Origin of the sequence: Aeromonas sp. 3P (genome assembly GCF_051919745.1) — a bacterium.
In the GTDB taxonomy this organism is placed as follows: Bacteria; Pseudomonadota; Gammaproteobacteria; order Enterobacterales; family Aeromonadaceae; genus Aeromonas; species Aeromonas veronii.
The window spans coordinates 2,452,159-2,468,472 of the sequence record NZ_JBQBED010000001.1; the positions used below are offsets into that span (position 1 = coordinate 2,452,159).

14 protein-coding genes and 1 pseudogene are annotated in these 16,314 nt (G+C 60.5%); 7 read left to right on the plus strand and 8 right to left on the minus strand.

The features are described 5' to 3' along the window. Positions 1 to 116 precede the first annotated feature (116 nt). The 4 genes and pseudogenes from ACTG19_RS11195 to ACTG19_RS11210 form a co-directional block, all read right to left on the minus strand. Entirely contained in the window at positions 117 to 503 is a 387-nt protein-coding gene (locus ACTG19_RS11195) for a SirB2 family protein (RefSeq protein WP_113740365.1), read from the minus strand. Next, positions 500 to 2,356: a monovalent cation:proton antiporter-2 (CPA2) family protein gene (locus ACTG19_RS11200; RefSeq protein ID WP_199428529.1), complete on the minus strand. Its 1,857-nt coding sequence runs from the start codon at positions 2,354 to 2,356 to the stop codon at positions 500 to 502. The genes ACTG19_RS11195 and ACTG19_RS11200 overlap by 4 nt, the downstream gene beginning before the upstream one ends. Before the next feature lie 67 nt (positions 2,357 to 2,423). Then, entirely contained in the window at positions 2,424 to 3,020 is a 597-nt protein-coding gene (gene kefF / locus ACTG19_RS11205; protein WP_113740363.1) for a glutathione-regulated potassium-efflux system oxidoreductase KefF, read from the minus strand. A 101-nt stretch (positions 3,021 to 3,121) separates the two neighbouring features. Then, positions 3,122 to 3,963, minus strand: a pseudogene (locus tag ACTG19_RS11210) (LysR family transcriptional regulator). Positions 3,964 to 4,105: 142 nt separating this feature from the next. Between ACTG19_RS11210 and ACTG19_RS11215 the strand changes: the two are divergent. From ACTG19_RS11215 to ACTG19_RS11240, 6 genes are all read left to right on the plus strand, one after another. Further along, a complete protein-coding gene (locus ACTG19_RS11215) occupies positions 4,106 to 4,828 on the plus strand; it encodes an SDR family oxidoreductase (protein ID WP_005348556.1) in 723 nt (240 codons plus the stop codon). A gap of 88 nt (positions 4,829 to 4,916) precedes the next feature. Then, on the plus strand, positions 4,917 to 5,240 hold the full coding sequence (locus tag ACTG19_RS11220) for a hypothetical protein (RefSeq protein WP_005339955.1): 324 nt from the start codon (positions 4,917 to 4,919) through the stop codon (positions 5,238 to 5,240). Positions 5,241 to 5,286: 46 nt separating this feature from the next. Then, positions 5,287 to 5,718 carry a DUF411 domain-containing protein gene (locus tag ACTG19_RS11225; protein ID WP_101531249.1) on the plus strand — a complete coding sequence of 144 codons (432 nt, stop codon included), beginning with the start codon at positions 5,287 to 5,289 and terminating at the stop codon, positions 5,716 to 5,718. A 234-nt stretch (positions 5,719 to 5,952) separates the two neighbouring features. Further along, positions 5,953 to 8,106, plus strand: a complete 2,154-nt coding sequence (locus ACTG19_RS11230) for a S9 family peptidase (protein WP_439989087.1) — start codon at positions 5,953 to 5,955, stop codon at positions 8,104 to 8,106. A 413-nt stretch (positions 8,107 to 8,519) separates the two neighbouring features. Further along, entirely contained in the window at positions 8,520 to 9,491 is a 972-nt protein-coding gene (locus ACTG19_RS11235) for a TAXI family TRAP transporter solute-binding subunit (protein ID WP_005339950.1), read from the plus strand. A 103-nt stretch (positions 9,492 to 9,594) separates the two neighbouring features. Next, complete coding sequence (locus ACTG19_RS11240; RefSeq protein ID WP_019444684.1) at positions 9,595 to 12,150, plus strand: TRAP transporter permease; 2,556 nt, start codon at positions 9,595 to 9,597, stop codon at positions 12,148 to 12,150. A 520-nt stretch (positions 12,151 to 12,670) separates the two neighbouring features. On the opposite strand, the gene ACTG19_RS11245 is transcribed toward ACTG19_RS11240, so the two are convergent. Continuing rightward, on the minus strand, positions 12,671 to 13,924 hold the full coding sequence (locus ACTG19_RS11245; protein ID WP_439989088.1) for a phospholipase D-like domain-containing protein: 1,254 nt from the start codon (positions 13,922 to 13,924) through the stop codon (positions 12,671 to 12,673). A gap of 73 nt (positions 13,925 to 13,997) precedes the next feature. Between ACTG19_RS11245 and ACTG19_RS11250 the strand changes: the two genes are divergently transcribed. Next, positions 13,998 to 14,174 (plus strand): hypothetical protein, encoded by a 177-nt coding sequence (locus ACTG19_RS11250; protein ID WP_005339947.1) that lies wholly within the window; start codon positions 13,998 to 14,000, stop codon positions 14,172 to 14,174. On the opposite strand, the gene ACTG19_RS11255 is transcribed toward ACTG19_RS11250, so the two are convergent. The 3 genes from ACTG19_RS11255 to tatA all read right to left on the minus strand — a co-directional run bounded on the left by ACTG19_RS11255 (position 14,152) and on the right by tatA (position 16,283). Beyond that, positions 14,152 to 15,573, minus strand: a complete 1,422-nt coding sequence (locus ACTG19_RS11255; protein WP_021231555.1) for a lytic transglycosylase F — start codon at positions 15,571 to 15,573, stop codon at positions 14,152 to 14,154. The two genes, ACTG19_RS11250 and ACTG19_RS11255, sit on opposite strands and share 23 nt — an antisense overlap. A 229-nt stretch (positions 15,574 to 15,802) precedes the next feature. Further along, positions 15,803 to 16,105 carry a YfcZ/YiiS family protein gene (locus tag ACTG19_RS11260; RefSeq protein WP_005339945.1) on the minus strand — a complete coding sequence of 101 codons (303 nt, stop codon included), beginning with the start codon at positions 16,103 to 16,105 and terminating at the stop codon, positions 15,803 to 15,805. Between the two features lie 16 nt (positions 16,106 to 16,121). Beyond that, positions 16,122 to 16,283 (minus strand): twin-arginine translocase TatA/TatE family subunit, encoded by a 162-nt coding sequence (gene tatA, locus ACTG19_RS11265; RefSeq protein ID WP_047434601.1) that lies wholly within the window; start codon positions 16,281 to 16,283, stop codon positions 16,122 to 16,124. Positions 16,284 to 16,314: the final 31 nt, after the last annotated feature.

The window sequence follows — 16,314 nt, forward strand, 5'->3', positions numbered from 1 at the left end:
CCAAAAATCCCTCAAATGAAAGTTCTATCTTGCGATTTATTGTTAGCATAAAACTCCGATTAATTAATTCATCACAGAATATGATTTCAGGGGAGAGCATGACTCTCCCCTTTTGCTCACATCAGCCACGACCAGGCTGACTTGGTGATGGCCGCACCGACCATGTAGCCAAACACCGCAAGCGCTGCCACACCGGCCACCAGCTTCTGACCGCGGGCCGGGCGCTTGAGTGCCATCACACCCAGACCGATATAGAGCACCAGTGCAATCAGCTTGGCCATCAGCCAGGGTTGTTGGCCGGGGCTCAACTGCAAGGCCACCGCCAGCAACACACCAAACAGCAGCAGGAAGGTGTCGTTGATATGCGGCAGGATCTTCAGCCACCTCTGCTGCAACCGATCGCTGCTGGCCAGCGCCAGACTCCAGCGATAGATAAAGAGCAGCAGACTGACCAGCGCCAGTGTCATATGCAGGTGTTTGAACATGGGGTAATAGGCAATCATTTTGCTTCCTTGTCGTCGTCGGGTAGCCCGCTATTCCAGTTGTGGGCATGGATACGCTCCTGCCCCTCCTCGTCGTCTTGCAACAGATCGGAGAGGATCTCCCGGTATTGCAGGCTCTTGTTGATATAAGTGTGTTCGTCGTCCAGATAGTTGACCTGCTCGCGCAACAGCCAGTTATCGTGCTGCTTGAAGGTCTGCCCCGCCCGCCAGGCCTGGTTGGCCCGAAAACCGAGCTGGGTGAGGGCTTCCACCCCCAGATCGACCGCAGAGCCCAGGGTTTCCCGGTGAACGCTCTCGACCCCGTGGCGCAGGATCTCATGGGCGTGGGGCCGATCTAGCGCTCGCGCCAGGATCTTCAGGTGCGGGAAGTGCTTCTGCACCATCTCGATCACCGCCAGCGAGGTAGCCGGATCGTTGATGGAGAGCACCAGCAGCTTCGCCTTGTGCGCCCCTGCGGCATGGAGCAGATCGATCCGGCTGGCATCGCCATAGAAGACCTGATAGCCATACTTGCGCAGGGTCTCTATCTGGCTGGCATCCTGCTCGAGGATGGTGGTACCGATGCCGTGACCGTGCAGCAGACGCCCCACGATCTGACCGAAGCGGCCGAAGCCCGCGATGATCACCGGATGCTCCACCAGCTCAGGTTGCTCATGCTGCGGTGCGTCGCTCTGGTTACGGTAATCGAACCAGGGCTGGATCACCCGATCGTTGAGGATCAGCAGCAGTGGGGTGAGCGCCATCGAGAGTGCCACCACCAGCGTCAGCAGGGAGATGGTCTCACCAGGCAGCACCCGGTTCTGGGCGGCAAACGAGAAGAGCACGAAGGCAAACTCACCACCCTGTGCGAGCGCCAGCGCGAAGGTCCAGCGTTGACTCGGCGAGATGCGGATAATGAAGCCGAGCGCCATCAACACCAGCCATTTGAGCACCATCAGGCCAACCACCAGAGTGGGTATCAGGAAGGGGTGTTCGGCAAACAGCCCGAAGTCGATCCCCGCCCCCACCGACATAAAGAACAGGCCGAGCAGCAAGCCCTTGAACGGCTCTATGTCTGCCTCCAGCTCATGGCGATATTCGCTGTCGGCCAGCACCACACCGGCGAGGAAAGAGCCGAGAGCGGGCGAGAGCCCCACCGACTCCATCAACACGGCGATAGCGATCACCAGCAGCAGGGCGGCGGCGACGAAGATCTCCCGCATGTGGGACTGGGCGATGGCACGAAACACCGGCCGCATCAGGTAGTGACCACCCAGCACGATGCCGGAGATGGCCGCGACCACCAGCAGACCATGTTGCCACCCCGCCAGCTCGGAGCCACCACTGCTGGCGACCGGAGCCATTGCCAGCAGCGGCAGGATCGCCAGGATCGGAATGACCGCAATATCCTGAAACAGCAGCACCGCAAAGGCGGAGCGACCGCTCTCGCTCTGCATCAGCTTGCGCTCCTGCAAGCTCTGCAGAACGATGGCGGTGGAGGAGAGCGCCAAAATGAGGCCGATGGCCAACCCCTGTTGCAGCGGCAGGCCGATCAGGTGCGCCACGCCGGTCAGCGCAGCCGTGGTGAGCAGCACCTGCAGGCCGCCGGTGCCGAGGATCGGCCCCTTCAACTGCCACAAGAGGGCTGGACGCAATTCAAGACCGACCAGAAACAGCATCAGCACCACGCCAAACTCGGCGAAGTGCATCACATCCTTCTGCTCCCCCACCAGCCCCAGCAGAAAGGGGCCTATGATGATCCCCGCCAGCAGGTAGCCGAGCACCGAGCCCAGCCCCCAGCGCTTGGCCAGCGGCACCGCGATAACGGCGGCGGAGAGGTAGATAAAGGCATCAAACAGGATCCCGTGGCCCATCAGTCAGCCCTCCGTGTGAACATCAGATCCGGCTCATAAGCACGGCCAACAAGCTGCCCATGTGTCATCAGAGCACCTCCAGCAAGTCGCGCAGATAAGGACGCCCGGCCAGTTGCTCCGGCGTGAGTTGCTCGTCACGCAACGCCGTCAGCAGCTGGCGATAATCCTGACCGCAGCGACGCAGGGCGGCGGGATCCTTGATCTTGTGGAACGAGTGGAGCACAAAGGGCGGTAACCAGTTCATGCCGCACAATCTGGCCGCCTGTTGAAAGGGCAGCAGAAAATCGAGCAGCGGCCGGCTGTTGTACCCCTCGCTGCAGTAGGACTCCGGCGCACCACCGGTGGTAATGGCACTCAGCCACTGCTTGCCCTTGAGGGCATGAGCCTCGGGGCCGTAGGCGTAGCCATACTCCAGCACCAGATCCATCCACTCCTTCATGATGGCCGGGCAGGAGTACCAGTAAAACGGGTGCTGGAAGACAATAATGTCGTGCTCACAGAGCAGCGCCTGCTCCCGCTTCACATCGATAAACATGTCGGGATAGTGCTGGTAGAGGTCGTGAACCGTGACCCCCTCCAGCCCCTCAATCGCCTGCAACAGCTGCTTGTTGGCCCGCGAGCTCTGCAGCGCGGGATGGGAAAAAATAACCAGAATGCGTTTCATGACCACATCACCCGAACAAAGCCTTGCGGTGCAAGGCGAGGTAAACAGAAAAGGGGAGTCTGGGGAGCTGCATCGTAAAGGTGCACAGGAGAGCGACCTTATCAGGAAGCGCCATAGCCTGCCAACTCGGGGATCAGCTCCCGCAGTGCCGGATTGAGGGTCTGGTGAGCGGGATAGCAGAGCCCAATCCGGCGAAACATCCGCGGCCCGCTCACCGGCAGGGTACAGAGCCCCGCCTCATCCTCGACCAGCCCGTCCGGCAGAAAACTGATGCCGACCCCCGCCAGCACCAGCGCCATCACCAGCCCCTTGCTCTCGGCCTTGGCCACCAGATTGAGGGTAAGGCGGTCACAGGCCAGCAGGCCGATAGTCTGCTGATGGGCTTCGCAGGGCGGGCACTCAATAAAATCATAATGTTGCAGCTCGGCCAGCTCGATCCTTTCGCGACTGGCCAGGGGTGATCGACCGGCACGCAGAGCACGTAATCCTCCTCCCACAGCGGCAGAAAGATCTCGTCCTCCCGGCGCAAGGCATCCAGCGTCAAGCGGCAGTCGGCGGGTGTGGTGTAATCGGAGAGAGTGAGATCCAGCTGCGGCAACACGCGCTGTACTTGCTGCAGCAGCCCGGCCACCCGGCGGCGGCTCAAGTCCGGCATGATGGCGATATTGAGCCTCGCACGCGTCGCTTTCTGGCGAAACAGCTCCGGCAGACGGCGCGCCTCCTCCACCAGCTTGACCGCGTGAGGATAGAGATAGTGGGCCGGATCTTTCGCCACCACCCCCTTCTTGCCCCGGACAAACAGGCTGTCACCGAGCGCCTCTTCCAGCTGGCGCAACCCCGCCGAGAGGGAGGGCTGGCTGACGTGGCAGCGCTCGGCCGCCGCCGTGATGTTCTTCTCTTCATAGATGGCGATGAAGAAACGCAGCAATCTCAAGTCCAGCATAAACCAACCATAGTTTTTTCAGATGATAACCAGCGGAAAACAATATTTATCACTTATAGATGCAGTGACTATAGTGATTGGGTTCCGTGCTGGCCAGCCACCTGTTTGCTCAAACCGACTCTTGAATCAGAAGGAAAGACCCATGTCCAAATCTCTCGTCGTGATCACCGGTGCCTCCGCCGGGATCGGTGCCGCCATCGCCCGTGCCTTCTCTGCCGCCGGTCATCCGCTGCTACTGCTGGCCCGCCGGGTCGAGCCGATGCAGGCACTGAACCTGCCCGATACCCTCTGCATCGGGGTCGATGTGACCGACACCGCCGCCATGAAAGCCGCCGTCCAGCAGGCAGAAGCCAAATTTGGCCCGGTCGGCTGCATGGTCAACAACGCCGGCGTCATGCTGCTGGGTCAGGCCGATGTGCAGGATCCCGCCGAATGGCAGCAGATGCTCAACATCAACGTGATGGGGGTGCTGAACGGCGTCCACGCAGTGCTGGCAGGCATGAAGGAGCGCCGCAGCGGCACCATCATCAACATCAGCTCCATCGCCGGTCGCAAGACCTTCCCGAACCATGCTGCCTACTGCGCCACCAAGTTCGCCGTGCACGCCCTGACCGAGAACATCCGGGAAGAGGTAGCCGATGTCGGCGTGCGGATGGTGACCATTGCACCGGGTGCGGTCGAGACCGAGCTGCTCAGCCACACCACTGACGAGAGCATCAAGGCCGGTTACCACGACTGGAAAGATCAGATGGGAGGCGTCATTGCGCCGGAAGTAATCGCCGATGCCGTGCTCTACGCCTGGAACCAGCCTGCCAACGTCTGCGTGCGCGAGATCGTGCTGGCGGCGACCCGTCAGCAACCTTAATCTTGGCTGACTGACACTATGGGGAGAGCTTGACCCTCCCCCGGGGCACAGGGTTACCATGTGCCCCTTGTTATTTTCGAGTCATTCCATGGTTCTCACCCGTCGCCAACTCGCTCACGCCCGTCGCTGGCTCCCCTTGTGGAGTCTGGTGCTGGTGTTGATGTCGTTTGGCAGCCGGGCCGCAACCGACCTCTGTACCCTGACTACCCACTGCAGCCAGAGCGAGCGCACCCTGGAAAAAGCGATGCCCTGCGGCAGCTTTACCACCGCCCTCTCGATGACGCTGGTAGGCAGCGACAGCCTGACGGTCGCCGTGCTGGAACCGGATACCCCCGACTTCGCCTCCCCCTCTCTCTTTATGCCGGACGCTCCGTGCGAGCGGCTCGAACGTCCCCCACGCACCCGGATCTGAAACGCATCCCGTATCGGGCATCTTTTCTTTCAATCTGAGGTGAGTGATGTACAAACCCCTGTTACTGGCCATGCTGGCCGGTACCGTCAGCTTTTCGGCCCTCGCGGCCGAGAAGATGACCGTCTACAAATCCAAATATTGTGGCTGCTGCCAAAGCTGGAACGAGCACATGGAGCAGAATGGCTTCGAACTGGAGGTCATCGAAACCGAACAGCTCGGCGCAGTGAAGCAGCAATACGGTATCGCGCCTGAACTAGCCTCTTGCCATACCGGTATCGTAAATGGCTATGTGATCGAGGGGCATGTACCGGCCGCCGATGTGCAGAAGCTGCTCAGGGAAAAACCGGCAATCCGTGGCCTGACCATTCCGGGCATGCCCCAGAGTGCGCCGGGCATGGATATTCCGGGCCATCCCTATGAGGTACTGAGTATCAGCAACGAGGGCGCGACCAACAGCTGGTCGAGCTACCCAGGCTGACGAAAACTGGTCATGAGAGGGCACTCCCATATCATGTGAGGCACACCTGAGCGGACTCTTGCCGCTCATGGCCAGAAAGAGGGCCGCTATCACGAGATAGCGGCTTTTTTTGATTACATTTCCTGCAATAACAAGGGATTGCTTGCAACCACCGGCAACAAGGGGCAGATTTAACGCCAATTCATGGAGCCGATGCTCAGGTCTACCAACCCTTTCCAGCGCCAAGGATGCGACATGTTTACCTTTTCCCGAGGAGTTCTGCTGCTAGCCTTTCTGACAGTTCTCCCCCCTACTTATGCCAATGAAGAGCCCGCCATGCTGACAAGCGAACATCCAATCCAGCCGCCCGTGGCCGCCAAACATCCCCGCACCCTGAAAAAACACGGGGATACCCGCATCGACAACTACTACTGGCTGCGTGACGACGAGCGGCAGAAGCCCGAGGTATTGGACTATCTCAAGGCCGAGAACGCCTATACCGAGGCCATGCTCAAGCCGACCCAACCCCTGCGCGAACAGCTTTACAAAGAGATGGTCGCCCGCATCCCCCAGCAGGATGAGTCGGTGCCCTATGTGAAGAATGGCTACCGCTACCAGACCCGCTATGAGCCGGGCAAGGAGTACGGGATCTACTCGCGCACCAAGCTCGGTGAAGAGCAGTCGAGTCTGCTGCTCGACAGCAACCTGCGGGCTGAAGGGCGCGAGTTCTATGCCCTCGGCGCCCTTGAGGTGAGCCGTAACAATCGCTGGCTGGCGGTGGCGGAAGATTTCCTCTCCCGCCGTCAGTACCAGATCCAGTTCCTCGATCTGGAGAGCGGCCAGTGGGCCACCGACAAACTGGAAAATACCTCCGGCAATCTGGTGTGGGCCAACGACAACAAGACCGTCTTCTATGTGCGCAAGCACCCGCAGACCCTGCTGCCCTATCAGGTCTATCGCCATACGCTCGGGACGGATCCGGCCACGGACAAGCTGGTCTATGAAGAGAAGGATGACTCCTTCTACATCAGCCTCTACGCTACCACTTCGGAAGATTTCATCGTCATCGCCCTCTCCAGCACCACCACAGGCGAAGCGCGGCTGATCGATGCCAACCAGCCGGAGCACGCCCCACGCCTGTTCCTGCCCCGTCAGGTGGATCACGAATACAGCCTGGATCACTACCGCGGCCGCTTCTATGTGCGCTCCAACAAGGATGGCAAGAACTTCGGCCTCTACGAGACCAAGGAGAGCCCGGTGGATCGCTGGAAGGCGGTGATCGCCCCCAATCCGGAGGTGCTGCTGGAGAGCTACGCCCTGTTCAAGGATTGGCTGGTACTGGAAGAGCGCAACAAGGGGCTGACCCGACTGCGCCAGATCAACTGGCAGAGCGGTGACGAGAAGGAGATCGCCTTCGACGATCCCGCCTATGTCACCTGGCTTGCCTACAACCCGGAGCCGGATACCAGCGCCCTGCGCTATGGCTACTCCTCCATGACCACCCCCGCCTCCACCTATGAGCTGGATATGGCGAGCGGCAAGCGCACCCTGCTCAAGCAGCAGCCGGTGGCCGGCTTCAAGGCCGACCAGTACGCCAGTGAGCGACTCTGGGTGACCGCCCGCGACGGTGTATCGGTGCCGGTGTCGCTGGTCTATCGCAAGGACAAGTTCAAGAAAGAGCAGGCCGATGCGCCCAAGAATCCGCTGCTGGTCTATGGCTATGGATCCTACGGCGCCAGCATGGATCCCGACTTCAGCAGCTCGCGCCTGAGCCTTCTGGACAGAGGCTTCGTCTACGCCATCGCCCATATCCGGGGTGGTGAAGAGCTGGGCCGTCACTGGTACGAAGATGGCAAGTTGCTGAAAAAGCAGAACACCTTCAATGACTTTATCGATGTCACCAAGGCGCTGGTTGAGCAAGGCTACGGGGCCAGGGATCAGGTCTACGCCATGGGCGGCAGCGCCGGCGGCCTGCTGATGGGGGCCGTCATCAATCAGGCGCCCGAACTCTATCGCGGCGTGGTGGCGCAGGTGCCATTCGTCGATGTGGTCACCACCATGCTGGACGAGTCGATCCCCCTCACCACCGGGGAGTATGACGAGTGGGGCAACCCGAACCAGAAGCCCTACTACGACTACATGAAGAGCTACAGCCCCTACGATCAGGTCAAGGCGCAAGCCTACCCCAACCTGCTGGTAACCACCGGACTGCACGACTCGCAAGTGCAGTATTGGGAGCCCGCCAAGTGGGTAGCCAAGCTGCGCGAGCTGAAGACGGATGATAACAAGTTGTTACTGAACACCGACATGGACGCCGGCCACGGCGGCAAGTCCGGCCGCTTCAAAGCCTACGAGGATATCGCGCTGGAATACGCCTTTATCCTGGATCTGGCCACCCCGACCAACTGATCTCTCATGACTCCGGCCCTTGTCATTCAAGGGCCGCATAAGAATCCTCTCGTAGTTTTTCCCTCTTCCATTTCCCTCCATATCAAATTAATCTTCGGCAAGAAAATGAATGATCGAGGTCATGTTTCTCAAGATTTAACTCCGCTATTTTGCCATTTCGTTTGATTTATGTTGGGTGAATGTGCTTAATCGGAGTGCTTGCAACTTTTTATTTGGCCCCTCAGGGGCCAATTTATCTTCGACCGACAGGAGGTCGGTAGCCTCACCACAGGATGAGGGTGACTGCCGGAAAGGGGGTGATCAACTCCCCCGCTTTCGCGCAACGAGAAGAGCGGGCAAGCCCGGCGCAGAACGGGATTGCCATCAATTTATCCGGGGATCGGATAAACAAAATCAAAGAAAAGGGAGAAAAAATGAAAGGATTAACTTTGGCATGCGCCCTGTCGGCGGCTCTGGTCGGTGTTTCATTCGGTGGTCCGGTACAAGCACAGGAGCGCTTCGTGACCATAGGCACCGGCGGTCAGACCGGCGTCTACTATGTCGCTGGCCAGTCCATCTGCCGCTTCCTCAATCGCGGCGCCGCCGATCACCAGATCAAGTGCAACGCCCCGGCCAGTGGCGGCGGTGTTGCCAACGTCAACGGCATCCGCAGCGGTGAATTCAACTTCGGCATCATGCAATCCGACCACCAGTTCAAGGCGATGAAGGGGCTGCCACCGTTCCAGGCCGAAGGGGCCATGGACGATATGCGCGCCGTCTTCTCCCTGCAGAGCGAAGTGTTCACCATCCTGGCTCGCCGCGATGCCAAGATCGCCAGCTTCGACGATCTGAAGGGCAAGCGCGTCAACATCGGCAACCCGGGCTCCGGCCAGCGTGACACCATGGAAGAGATCATGGCGGTCAAAGGCTGGAAAAAGGGTGACTTCGGTCTGGTCTCCGAGCTGAAACCGGCCGAACAGGCCTCCGCCCTCGGTGACAACAACATCGACGCCATGAGCTACTTCGTCGGTCACCCGAACGGCGCCATTCAGGAAGCTTCCACCACAACAGATGCAGTACTGGTACCTGTGACCGGCGCCGACATCGACAAGCTGCTGGCCGAGAAGAGCTACTACAGCAAGGCCGAGATCCCGGGCGGCATCTACAAGGGCAGCGACAAGCCGACCCCCTCCATCGGTGGCAAAGCGGTGCTCTCCACCAGCGCCAAAACCGATCCGGAAGTGGTCTATCAGCTGGTCAAGTCGGTGTTCGACAACCTGGATCGCTTCAAGCGCCTGCACCCTGCCTTTGCCGACCTGAAAGAGGCCGACATGATCAAGGTAGGTCTCTCTGCACCGCTGCATGAAGGGGCTGCCCGCTACTACAAAGAGCGCGGCTGGCTCTGATTGAAGGCCCCGGGGCCTTTGTCACTCTCTTCGACACCCGTCTGCCGCCTGATTGCGGGGGCGGGTGTCGCTCTTGTTGTACTCGTTGGCACAAGTTAACCCTATGCAAGATAAACAACTCTCTACCGAGGAACTGATCGCTCAAGATGTGGGCGCTCGCCTGCCGCTGGGCATCATGGGCTGGCTCATCACCGCGCTGGCGCTGGCCTGGTCGCTGTTCCAGCTCTGGATCGCCTCGCCACTCCCCTTCATGGTGGGGTTTGGCGTACTCAATGACACCGAAACCCGCTCCATTCACCTCACCTTCGCCCTGTTACTCGCTTTTCTGGTGTTCCCGGCATTTCGCTCCTCGCCGCGGGATCGGGTCCCCCTCGGCGATATCGCCCTCGGTCTGATCGCTGCTGGCGCCGCCTCTTACCTGTTTGTGATGTATGAAGCACTGGCGCTGCGTCCCGGCACCCTCACCACCGCCGATCTGGTGACCGCCTGTATCGGCATTCCGCTGCTGCTGGAAGCGGCGCGCCGCGCCCTGGGGCCGGCACTGGCGGTCATCGCTATCGTCTTTCTGATCTACAGCCTGGCGGGCCCCTGGATGCCGGGACTGCTGGCACATCGCGGGGTAGGCTTTACCGCACTGGCCAACCACCAGTGGATCACTACCGAAGGGGTGTTCGGCATTGCCCTTGGCGTCTCCACCAGCTTCGTGTTTCTGTTCGTGCTGTTCGGCGCCCTGCTGGAGCGGGCCGGTGCCGGTCACTACTTTATCCAGCTCGCCTTCAGCCTGCTCGGTCACCTTCGTGGCGGCCCGGCCAAGGCGGCAGTGGTCGCCTCCGGCCTGACCGGCCTGATTTCCGGCTCGTCGATTGCCAACGTGGTGACCACCGGCACCTTCACCATCCCGATGATGAAGAAGGTGGGCTTCAGTTCAGAGAAAGCGGGGGCGGTCGAAGTGGCCTCCTCGGTCAACGGCCAGATCATGCCACCCGTGATGGGGGCTGCGGCTTTCCTGATGGTCGAATACGTGGGCATCCCCTATGTGGAGATCATCAAGCACGCCTTCCTGCCTGCCGCCATCTCCTACATAGCGCTGCTCTACATCGTCCATCTGGAGGCGTTGAAACTGGGCATGCAGCCCATCGGCAACCATCAACCCAAACCCTGGCTGCGTCGCCTGACCGGTTTTGCCTTTGGCGCGGCCCTCATCAGCGGCCTGTCACTGGCGGTCTACTATGGCCTCGGCTGGCTCAAACCTGCACTGGGTGACTACGCTCTGCCGGGGATCTCGGTACTGCTGGCTGCCACCTATGTGGCCCTGTTGAAGATCGCCGCCAGCAATGAACCACTGCCTGCCGAAGATCCCGACAAGCCGCTCACCGAGTTGCCCAACACCCGCGCCGTGCTGCTCTCCGGCCTGCACTTCCTGCTGCCGGTGGTGGTACTGGTATGGTGCCTGATGGTGGAACGCCTCTCGCCGGGGCTGTCGGCCTTCTGGGGTACCGTGATGCTGGTGATCATCCTGCTGACCCAGCGCCCGCTGCTCAACTGGCTGCGCAAGGACGGCAAGCACGACTACGGCACCGTCGCTGACGGCGTGGTGGATCTGCGGGAAGGGCTGGTCGCAGGCGCCCGCAACATGATCGGTATCGGCATTGCCACCGCCACCGCGGGGATTATCGTGGGTGCTGTCTCCCAGACCGGGGTTGGTCTGGTGCTGGCGGATCTGGTGGAGTTCCTCTCCATGGGCAACCTGCTACTGATGCTGCTGCTCACCGCCCTGCTGAGCCTGATCCTCGGCATGGGGCTGCCGACCACAGCCAACTACATCGTGGTCTCCAGCCTGCTGGCACCGGTGGTAGTGACGCTGGGGCAGCAAAACGGGCTGATCGTGCCGCTTATCGCGGTGCACCTGTTCGTCTTCTACTTCGGCATCATGGCGGATGTGACGCCGCCGGTGGGGCTGGCCTCCTTCGCGGCAGCGGCTGTCTCCAAGGGCGATCCCATCAAGACCGGGATCACGGCGTTTTACTACAGCTTGCGTACCGCAGCGCTGCCGTTCCTGTTTATCTTCAACACCGATCTGCTGCTGATCGACGTGGACTTCGCCCACGGGGTGCTGATCTTCATCGTGGCGACCATCGCCATGCTGATCTTCGCCGCCGCCACCCAGGGCTGGTTCCTGGTGAAGAGCCGCTGGTACGAGAGCGTGCTGCTGTTGCTGGTCGCCTTTACCCTGTTCCGCCCGGGTTTCTGGATGGACATGGTGCACGACCCCTATCGCGAGACCCCGCCTGCCCAGCTGGCCCAAACCATGGGTGAAGTGGAGGCGGAGAGCACCCTGCGGCTGCGGATCCTCGGTGAAGATGCCGTGGGCAAGCCACGCAAGTTCACCCTGCTGGTCGCCGTACCGGATGGGGCAAATGGCGAGGAGCGGCTGGCCAATCTGGGGCTGAGCCTCTATGAGCAGGATGGCAAGACGCTGATCGACAACGTCGCCTTTGGCAGCCCGGCCGCCACCATGGGACTGGAGTTCGATCAGGAGATCCTCACCGTCAAGGCGCCGACCGAGCGCTGGACCAAGGAGTGGATGTGGATCCCGGGCTTCCTGCTGTTCGGGGTGATCGTCTGGCTGCAGCGTCGCCGCAGCGTCAAGGCCGGTTAACCCACCGGGCAGATGAGACTGAGGGCCGCTATTGCGGCCCTCTTTTTATTGCCTTGCCCTCTGCGGCTCTTGCGACGAGCAACAGTCATGGAAAAAGGTAAACGGTGGCGAGCGGCCAAAAAAGTGGGGTGACATGTCCATGTCACCCCCTCGCAAATAGCATGTTCCATATTGGAGTCCGGCCACGCCGGGTCTCTGTTTCACTTTCCGATAGTTCGCGACCCATCTGAAGTGCGCGCCAATTGCAGCGATGCAACCGACCAGCTACCCGTTACAACCTTCGTCCACACGGCAGACAGGCCGCCGTGTTTGTCCTTGCAACTAAATATTACGCATAAAAACAAAATAAAAAACGTTTTTATGCTAATTCCATTCACATCAGAGTACAAAAAACAGCCTTATCATCACCGCTAAATTGTTATAAAACAGTAAGATAGGTTCATGCATGGTTATTCACCCGCAAAGGGCATCAGCAATGGCTTACAAGGCTTTGCGAGATCTCGCACAAAAAATGGCCGCCTCACAGCCAACGGCGCAGGGGCAACCAGTCGCTAAGGCGGGCTATCAGTCGCCTTGACCACCCTTCGGGTTTGCGCGGCAATCCACCCGCCTGCTCCTGCCAGTGAGCCAGCCACGTTCGCAGCGCCTCGCAGATCGGCGGGCAGTGCAGATGCAGCATCAGTTCGGTATTGAGAAAGAGTGAGCGAGGATCGAGGTTGAGGCTGCCGAACAGCGCCCGCACCTCCCCCAGCAGGATCAGCTTGGCGTGCAGGCTGCCGTGGCCGTGGTCAAACTCGGCGACCCGGATCCCGCGCCGCAGCAACCAGCCGAGATAACGCTGATAGGCGCCATAGACCAGTGGCACATCGGTGCTGGCTAGCGAGTTGGTGAGAATGTCGATGGCGACCCCCTGCTGGCGTAGCCGCGCCAGACGGTGCCGAAACCCGCGAGTAAGGATGAGGTAAGGGGTCACCAACCCCAGCGAGCCGGGATTGTCAGCCAGCTGGCGCCAGAGCTGACGGGCGGTGGTGGGACGGGTGATCAGCCCCTTGCCGGGACGGTCGAACCACACCTCGGCCCGCCCTTCATGCCACTGCAGCGGCACATCACGCTCGTCAAACAGCGCCGCGGGCAGATCGTAAACCGTGGCCACCGCCGGATCCGTCATGGTGAACAAGAAGTCGTTGACCACCTCAATTTCGGCGGGCAGCAGCTCGCGGCGCAGCAGATGGCGGATGGGATGACTCCAGCGGCTGTGCCAGAACTGCTCGAACCCCTGCGCCATCTGCTGGCACAGCCCCCCCTGACAGGCGAGATCGAGATCCACGAAGGGAGCCTGCGGATCCAGACCGAAGTAGCGATCGCCGATGTTGCGCCCGCCGATCAGCGCTTGCTTGCCATCCACCAGCAAGAGTTTGTTGTGCATCCGGTGGTTGATGCGGCGAAAGCTGAGCAGCCCCTCCAGCAGCAGTGCCAGCGGGCGCCAGCCCCGCAGCCAGAAAGGGTTGAACAGCCGCACCTCGATCCCGGGGTAGTGAGCCACCATCTCCAGAAAGCGGTTGTCACCGGCATAGAGATCATCCACCAGCAGCTGTACCTTGACGCCACGCCGGGCGGCGTGGAGCAGCTCGCTCAGCAGCAGCTTGCCGCTGCTGTCCTCCTCCCAGCTGTAGTACTGCGCCTGGATCCGCTCGCGGGCATGACGGATCCAGTGGCAGCGCACCTTGAGCGCCAGCAGGGGATCATCGATCAGGGCAAAGGATCCGGGGATCATGGTGTCATCCTGCTGTCATGGCCGGGTGTCATAACGCTGGCGAGCCTCTTCACATATTCAAAAGGAGTTGCTGATGGAACTGCATGATACCCCGATGTTGCGCTATCTGGGCCAGCTCAGCCAGCCAGATCTCATCCCGGCCACCGGCCCTGCTCACTGGTTTTTGCAACACAGGGACGGTGGCTGGCAGTTGCCGACCGTGCAGGCGACCCTGCCGGTCAACCGGCTCAGGGCTGAGCCGCTTCGATAGCGGCAGCCTTGCCCTCGATCTGGGGCAGGCTGAAACGATAGGCTACGTAGTACTTGTAGATGGTGCCGACATAGTTGATCGGCCCCTGTCCGACTTCGTTGGCCACCAGCTGATCCACGTTGCCGAACCAGACGTTGGGATCGAGCCCCAGCTTCTCCGCCTTGCCTCGCAGCGCCTGCACCCGGTTCGGCCCGGCGTTGTAGGCGGCGAGGGCAAACAGGTGGCGGTTGAGCCGATCCAGCTTGGGATCATTGAAGTAGGTATCGAGGATCAACCGCATGTAGCGGCAGGCGGCCTCCACATTTCCCTCCAGCGTGGTGAGTCTGGCGCCGTTGATGCCGACTTCCCGCCCCGTACTGGGCAGCAGCTGCATGAGGCCCACGGCCCCCTTGGGCGAACGCGCCTTGGGATTGAGGCCGGACTCCTTGTAACCAAGCGCCGCCAGCATCAGCCAGTCGAGATCGTATTGATTGGCGTACTTCTCCAGCACCTTGCGAATGGTCGCGAGGCGCCCCATGGGATCCGGCGCCAGGATATTGCTCATCTGATCGCTGCGAACCAGCAACCGGCGCAGGGTCATGTCGCTGTAAAGGCTGTTCCGGCTGACACTCGCCAGATAACCATTGACCGCCTTGAGCAGCTCGGGGCTGTTCTTGCGCAGCGCCCAGGCGCTGGTGCCGTTGCTGCGCAGGGGGATCAGCTTGTGGGCCTTGAGGCCGGAGATCATGCCACCCAGCCAGATCCGCCCCTTGTAGCTGTCGGTCACCGTCAGGGGAATAATGCCAGCGGCCACCATCTCCAGCAGATCGCCATCCTGCAGGTATTCGGGCACTGTCTCGATATAGACGGGGGGCAACCCCAGTTCGCGAAACAGCCAGTTGAGCTGGCGCAGACTCTCGTAGTAGCTGGAGCTGGCGCGCACCCAGACCCTCCTGCCGGATAGCTGGGTAATGCGGCTGAAGGCGGGCAGGCTCTGCTGGCTCACCACCCACTCCTCTATGGATGAAATGAGCGGCCGGGAGAAGGCCACCTGTTCACGCCGGGTCGGGGTCACCGTCATGGTCGCCGCCACCAGATCGCCACGCCCCTCGGTCAGATAGTCCAGCAGCTTGTCCTGCCGCACCGGGATGTAGACCACCTTGAGTTTGACCTTCTCTTTGGCGAGATAGGTCTTGTTCAGCCAGCGTTCGAACCCTTGCAGCTGATTGACCAGAATGCCGTACTGGGCGCCGCGATCGAGAAAGTAGAAGCCGCGCTCATAGACCACCAGTGCCCTGAGTTCGCGCTTTTGCAGAATGCTTTCGAGGTCCCCGGGTTGGGGCAGACGCTGTGGCTTGAGTTCAGCCGCGAGCAGGGGAAAACAGCAGAGGGCCAGCAGCGCCCAGATCCAGCGTCGCATCACGATGGCTGCCCCTGTGCTGAGGTCACGCCTGCTGCCTGTTGGCAGCACGGATCACGATAGAGGGTGGGATTGGGGGCAGAGATCCATCGCTGCGTCATGATGTTTACGCCTTCTGTTGGCCGACTCGCGCCGGGCAAAAACGTCTGTGGGATAGAGTAACTATAGAACGCCGACCCACAGCAGAAGGGTCAACACGGCAGGCAAACCTGCCGCGTTATCAGACAACTCAGATAGAGCGGGCCCGCATTTCGAAAATCAGTTTTTCGGCGGTGCAAGTGAATTGCAGGCGGGCTTTCAGGATCACGCCGTTGGCGCCCTGGGTCAGTTCGCTGCTCACTTGAGCTTCGGCAGTGACCTGTTTGGCCAGAGCTTCATAGGCAGCCAGCTTGGCGCGGGCATCCGCCTCGGCCGCGGCTTCAATCACCAGATCCATCACATCGTCGCCTTCGCCGATGATGGTGCCGATCTCGGCAAAACAGCCGCAGCTGTCACAGGTTTCGTTCAGTTCAACTTTCTCGTCTACAGACATTTTCTACTCCTACTGCTTATTTCGGATGATTTGCGTCGTCACGCATCGCCTTGCGAAAATCTTTGATGGCGGTACCCAGATCCTCACCTGCAGTGGCAAGACGCTTGCTGCCGAAGACCAGCACAACAACCAGCAAGAGGATCAGCATATGCCAGATATGAATTCCACCGAGTCCCATAGGGATACTCCCTCACAAAGAGATATCTGTT